The organism is Neobacillus drentensis (assembly GCF_036965425.1).
Classification (GTDB): Bacteria; Bacillota; Bacilli; order Bacillales; family Cytobacillaceae; genus Neobacillus; species Neobacillus drentensis_F.
In genome coordinates, this window is record NZ_JBALPP010000034.1 from 153,309 (window position 1) to 160,633 (window position 7,325).

At 44.9% G+C, this 7,325-nt stretch carries 5 protein-coding genes; all 5 read left to right on the top strand.

Going from position 1 to position 7,325, the window contains the following annotated elements; genetic code table 11:
* Nucleotides 1-360 precede the first annotated feature (360 nt).
* The 5 genes from uvrB (at nucleotide 361) to V7161_RS09675 (ending at nucleotide 7,295) form a co-directional block, all read left to right on the top strand.
* Entirely contained in the window at nucleotides 361-2,340 is a 1,980-nt protein-coding gene (gene uvrB, locus V7161_RS09655) for an excinuclease ABC subunit UvrB (protein WP_335444548.1), read from the top strand.
* A 7-nt stretch (nucleotides 2,341-2,347) separates the two neighbouring features.
* Entirely contained in the window at nucleotides 2,348-5,224 is a 2,877-nt protein-coding gene (uvrA, locus tag V7161_RS09660; protein WP_335444551.1) for an excinuclease ABC subunit UvrA, read from the top strand.
* A 229-nt stretch (nucleotides 5,225-5,453) separates the two neighbouring features.
* Nucleotides 5,454-5,768 (top strand): hypothetical protein, encoded by a 315-nt coding sequence (locus V7161_RS09665; RefSeq protein WP_335444554.1) that lies wholly within the window; start codon nucleotides 5,454-5,456, stop codon nucleotides 5,766-5,768.
* A gap of 35 nt (nucleotides 5,769-5,803) precedes the next feature.
* A complete protein-coding gene (locus tag V7161_RS09670; RefSeq protein ID WP_335444556.1) occupies nucleotides 5,804-6,913 on the top strand; it encodes a DUF4097 family beta strand repeat-containing protein in 1,110 nt (369 codons plus the stop codon).
* A 16-nt stretch (nucleotides 6,914-6,929) separates the two neighbouring features.
* Nucleotides 6,930-7,295: a phage holin family protein gene (locus V7161_RS09675; protein WP_335444559.1), complete on the top strand. Its 366-nt coding sequence runs from the start codon at nucleotides 6,930-6,932 to the stop codon at nucleotides 7,293-7,295.
* The last annotated feature ends 30 nt before the right edge of the window (nucleotides 7,296-7,325 follow it).

Below are 7,325 nucleotides of genomic sequence, written 5' to 3' on the forward strand. Positions count from 1 at the left end.
GGAGACCCCGCAGGCGCCAAAGCGCCGAGGAGGCTCCACGGCACGCCCGCGAACCGCTCGCACCTGGAGCGCAAATCAACAACAAAGTCTAACAGAGCTAATAAATAAGTGAAGAAAGCCAACCCTTTAGGATTGGCTTTTTTACATGGGTGCGGTGGGACCTTCTTAAACAAGAGATTTAAATAAAAAAACGAATATTAGTTCGCATATTGTTGGTTTGTTTTTGTAGGATTGTGGTAGAATGTTAATATGAAATTTAGAGGATACACTTTCCAGTACCATCCCGATTCGGTAACGCGATTCATGCTGAAAGTGATAACGGTAATAGACTCGGATTATTAAAAAAGGGAGGGAACATTTGTGAAGGATCAATTTGAATTGGTTTCGAAGTACTCGCCGCAAGGGGATCAGCCCGAAGCCATCCGGCAGCTTGTCGAAGGCATCAAAAACAACAAGCGCCACCAGACTTTGCTCGGTGCGACAGGAACGGGTAAGACCTTTACGGTTTCGAACGTAATAAAAGAAGTAAACAAACCGACTTTGGTTATTGCCCATAATAAAACGCTGGCCGGCCAACTTTATAGTGAGTTCAAGGAATTTTTCCCGAACAATGCGGTTGAATATTTTGTTAGTTACTATGATTACTATCAGCCGGAGGCCTATGTTCCACAAACAGATACCTTTATTGAAAAAGATGCCAGCATCAATGACGAAATTGATAAACTAAGACACTCGGCGACATCTTCACTATTCGAACGAAAAGATGTCATCATTATTGCCAGTGTTTCCTGTATTTACGGTCTCGGTTCGCCGGAAGAGTACCGGGAGATGGTACTTTCATTAAGAACCGGCATGGAAATCGAGCGTAATCAGCTGCTTCATCGGTTAGTCGATATCCAATATGAGCGAAACGATATTGATTTCAAGCGGGGAACCTTCCGTGTCCGCGGCGATGTTGTCGAGATTTTCCCAGTTTCCCGTGATGAACATTGCATGCGGGTCGAATTTTTCGGCGATGAAATCGATCGGATCCGTGAAGTGGATGCCCTGACAGGGGAAATCATAGGCGAACGTGACCATGTCGCGATTTTCCCAGCTTCCCACTTCGTCACAAGAGAAGAGAAAATGCGGAAAGCTATCGAGAATATTGAAAAAGAGCTTGAAGTCCGTCTCGAAGAATTGCGTGAAGACAATAAATTACTCGAGGCCCAGCGGATTGAACAGCGCACACGCTACGACCTCGAAATGATGCGGGAAATGGGCTTTTGCTCCGGAATCGAAAATTACTCACGCCATCTAACACTCAGGCCGGCAGGTTCTACACCCTATACCCTGCTCGATTATTTTCCAGACGATTTTCTGATGGTTATTGATGAGTCGCACGTGACCCTGCCGCAGGTTCGCGGCATGTTTAATGGTGACAAAGCGCGGAAACAAGTGCTTGTTGACCACGGTTTCCGCCTGCCATCCGCACTGGATAATAGGCCATTAACCTTCGATGAATTTGAAAAGCATGTTCACAATGCCATCTTTGTTTCAGCAACTCCTGGACCATACGAGCTTGAGCATACACCGGAAATGATCGAACAAATCATCCGTCCAACAGGGCTGCTTGACCCTACTATTGACGTACGGCCAATTGAAGGTCAAATCGATGACTTGATTGGGGAAATTCAGGACCGTGTTAAGAAAAATGAACGTGTCCTCGTGACAACCTTAACGAAAAAAATGTCCGAAGATTTAACAGACTATTTGAAGGAAATCGGGATAAAGGTCCAATACCTCCATTCCGAAATCAAAACGCTTGAGCGGATTGAGATTATCCGGGAGCTTCGTCTTGGCAAATATGATGTTCTTGTCGGAATTAACCTCCTAAGGGAGGGACTTGATATTCCAGAGGTGTCGCTTGTCACCATTCTTGATGCCGATAAAGAAGGATTCCTCCGTTCGGAGCGATCCTTAATCCAGACAATCGGCCGGGCAGCCCGTAATGCTAATGGACACGTTATCATGTATGCGGATCGGATCACAAATTCGATGGAATTAGCGATTGGTGAAACGAAACGGCGCCGAGCGATTCAAGAGGAATATAATATGAAGCATGGCATAACACCACAGACGATCCAAAAAGCGATTCGGGATGTCATTCGTGCCACCCATGCAGCAGAAGAACAGGAAGAGTATACACCAGCAGCATCCTTTAGCAAGATGAACAAGAAGGAAAGAGAAAAGTTGATTGCAACAATGGAAAAAGAAATGAAGGAAGAAGCAAAGGCTCTCAACTTCGAACGTGCTGCCGAGCTTCGTGATCTATTATTAGAACTAAAAGCGGAAGGATAACTTTAACATGGCAATGGAAAAATTGATTGTGAAAGGCGCCAGAGCCCACAATTTAAAAAATATTGATGTTACGATTCCTAGAGATAAACTTGTGGTGTTGACGGGGCTTTCCGGTTCAGGAAAGTCCTCGCTCGCGTTTGATACGATATATGCAGAAGGGCAGCGCCGCTATGTGGAATCTTTATCTGCCTATGCCCGCCAGTTTTTAGGACAAATGGATAAGCCGGACGTCGATGCGATTGAGGGGCTTTCCCCGGCAATTTCGATTGATCAAAAAACAACAAGCCGAAACCCGCGCTCGACAGTTGGAACCGTAACAGAAATCTATGATTATTTACGATTATTATTTGCCCGGGTTGGGCATCCAACCTGCCCTAATCACAATATCGAAATCTCCTCGCAAACGATTGAGCAGATGGTTGACCGGATTCTTGAATATCCGGAACGCACCAAGATGCAAATTCTTGCTCCTGTTGTTTCCGGTCGAAAAGGTACACATGTAAAGGTATTAGAAGATATTAAAAAGCAAGGCTTTGTCCGTGTTCGTGTGGATGGAGAAATGATGGATCTTGGTGATGAGATTGAACTAGAGAAAAATAAAAAGCACTCGATTGAAGTGGTTGTCGATCGGATTGTCGTCAAAGACGGGATTTCGGCAAGGATTGCTGACTCCCTTGAGACTGCGTTGAAGCTTGGCGAAGGCAAGGTCATCGTCGATGTTATCGGTGAAGAAGAGCTTTTATTCAGTGAAAACCATGCCTGTCCCCTTTGTGGTTTTTCCATTGGGGAGCTTGAGCCGCGGATGTTTTCCTTTAACAGCCCATTTGGCGCTTGTCCGGAATGTGACGGCCTTGGCTCCAAGCTAGAGGTCGATGTGGACCTGGTGATTCCTAACCGTGACCTTACCTTGAAACAGCATGCGATTGCCCCATGGGAGCCAACGAGCTCGCAGTACTATCCGCAGCTATTGGAGGCGGTATGCAACCATTTCGGCATCGACATGGATATCCCTGTAAAGGATATTTCCGAAAATCTTTTGGAAAAAGTTCTTTACGGTTCCGGCCGGGAGAAAATTTATTTCCGTTACGAGAACGATTTTGGGCAAATCCGTGAGGGCCATATTGAATTCGAAGGCGTCATCCGTAATGTCGAACGCCGCTATAAAGAAACAAGCTCTGACTTCATTCGCGAACAAATGGAAAAGTACATGGGCCAGCAGCCATGTCCAACCTGCAAAGGGTATCGTCTGAAAAAGGAAACGTTGGCAGTTCTCATTAATGGCAGCCATATTGCTCAAGTTACGGACCTCTCGATTGAGGAAGCGCATCAATTTTTCTCAGAACTAAAGCTTTCTGAAAAAGAAATGCAGATTGCTAATTTGATATTCCGTGAAATCCTCGAGCGCCTGGGCTTCCTAATCAATGTTGGCCTCGATTATTTAACGTTGAGCCGAACAGCGGGAACGCTTTCGGGCGGTGAAGCACAGCGGATTCGTTTGGCGACACAGATCGGTTCACGATTAACAGGTGTGTTATACATTCTAGACGAACCATCAATCGGTCTTCATCAGCGCGATAATGACCGGTTGATTGGTACGCTGCAAAGCATGCGCGATATTGGCAATACTTTGATTGTCGTCGAGCATGATGAAGACACGATGCTCGCCGCCGACTATTTAATTGATATCGGACCGGGTGCAGGGGTACACGGCGGGGAAGTGGTTTCAGCTGGAACTCCATCAGAAGTAATGGCGGATCCAAACTCTCTTACCGGCCAGTACTTATCCGGTAAAAAGTTCATCCCGCTGCCGCTTGAACGCCGCAAGCCTGATGGACGTTATATTGAAATTAAGGGTGCATCGGAAAATAACTTGAAAAATGTAAATGTGAAAATTCCACTTGGCATGTTTATTTCTGTTACGGGTGTCTCTGGCTCCGGAAAAAGTACGCTGATTAATGAGATCCTCCATAAATCGCTGGCGCAAAAGCTTCACCATGCCAAAACGAGACCAGGTGTGCATAAGAGCATCAAAGGAATCGACTATTTAGAAAAAGTCATCGATATTGACCAGTCACCGATTGGCAGAACGCCGCGCTCTAATCCGGCTACTTATACAGGCGTTTTCGATGATATCCGTGATGTGTTTGCGACTACCAATGAGGCGAAGGTCCGCGGCTATAAGAAAGGACGCTTCAGCTTTAATGTGAAGGGTGGACGCTGTGAAGCCTGCCGCGGCGATGGTATTATCAAAATTGAAATGCACTTTTTACCTGATGTGTATGTTCCTTGTGAAGTATGCCATGGCAAACGCTATAATCGTGAAACACTGGAAGTGAAATATAAAGGAAAAAATATCTCGGATATTCTCGATATGACCGTCGAGGCAGCCGTTGAATTTTTCGAAAACATTCCAAAAATCAGCCGCAAGCTGCAGACGATTCTAGATGTCGGACTCGGCTACATCACACTTGGCCAGCCGGCGACAACTCTTTCAGGCGGGGAGGCTCAGCGTGTCAAACTGGCTTCTGAGCTGCATCGTCGTTCGACGGGCAAATCATTCTATATTTTAGATGAACCGACGACCGGTCTTCATGTCGATGACATTTCACGCCTGCTGGTAGTCCTGCAGCGCCTAGTCGAAAATGGTGATACGGTGTTATGTATCGAGCACAACCTCGATGTTATCAAAGCCGCCGATTATATTATCGACCTTGGACCAGAAGGCGGCGACAAGGGCGGAACAATCATTGCTTCGGGAACACCGGAAAAGGTCGCAGAAGTTCAGGGGTCTTATACCGGAAAATACTTAAAGCCTATCCTAGAGCGTGACCGTTTACGAATGAAACAGCAAATTGAAGAAAAAGAAATGAGTGTACAGAGCTAACCCCTTTGGGTTGGGCTCTTTTTTTTGCTAAAAATATTGGTTCTGCGGAATTATCTTCAGAATCGGCGGAATTATTCCGGGGATCCTTTGGAATTATTATCGAACTTCGCAGAAATCCTGCCCAAATAAGCGGAATCCAACCAAATTAACAGATTTGGACCTTTAATTTTATGAAAAATTGAATCTTTCAACCTCCAATTTCGTAAATAAAGATTAGAGGTGATAAAATATGGATTCGAGAAAGGTTCTCTCCTGTTTGAGTTATTTCAGTATTTTTTTCGCGGGCTTTCTGTTTCCGCTTGTGGTCCTAATTGCAAGCTCGGATAAAGTGACCAAAATGCATGCCAAGAAGGCGCTGCTATCCCACTTGATACCCTTGATTCCAACTCCGATAGTCCTTTTTGCAGTCGTTTACGAAGTTGGAAATGGTGTAGGAAATGTCCCTGTCTTCACGATTATTAGTATTGTCACCCTAGTCATTTTATGGGTCGCAGTTCTCATATGGAATGTTGTCAAAGGCGTAAAGGTCCTAATTGCTGAATAGGATTTAAAGAGAATAATAAGAAGAGGTGGAAAACGATGACAGAGGAACGGAAGCGAATTTTAAAAATGGTTGAAGAGGGAAAACTGTCGGTGGATGAAGCGTTAACCTTGCTGGAAGAATTGGAAAAAGCCAAGCAAACCATGGAGCAAAGGCAGGAACAAATCATAACCGAGCTATCTACGGCCGTTCAGTTTGAAGAAGCGAAAAAAGAAGACCCCGTCAATGCGAAATACCAATCAGCCAAGGAAAAAATTTTTGAATTCGTCGATTCGGCTTTGAAAAAAATTAAAGAAATTGATCTCGATTTGAATTTTGGTCAATCCGTTGATATTTCTCACATTTTCCATCATGGCGATGCCGAGCTGAAGGATATGGATATTGATGTGGCCAATGGTTCGGTAAAAATCGCTCCCTGGGACCAGCCGGACGTCCGGGTTGAGTGTCAGGCAAAGGTTTACCGTGTAGACAACCAGGATCAGGCACGGCAAAACTTTTTACGGGATGTGATCTTTTCTGTCGAAGGCCAGAAGCTGCGCTTTGCCACTCAGCAAAAATGGATGAAGGTCGAAGCGTTAGTATACGTGCCAAAAGCTCAATATGAGCGGGTTCGCATCCGATTGTTCAATGGCTCGATTTCCGGCGGCGAACTGATGGTTGAGGATCTTCGGATGAAAACGGCAAATGGAAAAATAACGCTGGACCATGTAAGCGGAAAAAGGGCGGAAGTGGAAACGGCAAACGGAAAAATTAACGTAAAGAACAGCCAGTTGGATGTCCTGGAGGCCGAAACCATTTCAGGTGCCATTAAATTAGATGGTGATTTTAAAAAGGTGGAAGCACAGACCTTTGGCGGCACTATTAATCTTACCCTGGCCGGAAACCGCTGCGAATTCATCGGAACGAAGGCCACCACCGGTCCGATTGACTTGTACATTCCAGAGGGGACTCCTGTCAGCGGTGAATTAAAGACTAACCTTGGAGGCTTCCATGTCAATCTTGTCGGGGTGCAAATTTTAGAAGAGAAAAGCGAAATGATTCAAAAATCGCTTCGCTTCCAATCGATCAACCATCCTGATACAATGTTAAAAATAAATGCTGATACAAAAACAGGCTCGATTACGATTAATAAATCAATTGCCGAATAAATAGGAGATTTTAAACATGAGATGGCTAATTGGATGTTTGATAAATGCAGTTTTATTTATGGCGCTCGCAGGATATTTTAAAGAAAGCTTTGAATTAACAGGGTTTACTGCCGCGATTCAGGCTAGCATTTTATTATCCATCTTAAATGTTCTAGTGCGACCGCTCTTGATCTTGTTTACCTTGCCGGTGACGGTAATCACGATGGGGTTGTTTTTGTTTGTCATTAATGCCATCACCCTCGAGCTAACTGATTATTTGATGGGAGATGCTTTCGAGATTCATGGTTTTGGCATGGCACTCCTTTTTGCCGTGATTATGTCACTGGTTAATATCATCATTCACAAAACCATTCTTGAGCCATCAAGGTCTTCTAAAAAATAGAGTGCGTGCCATTTAATATGGTACCTGTAG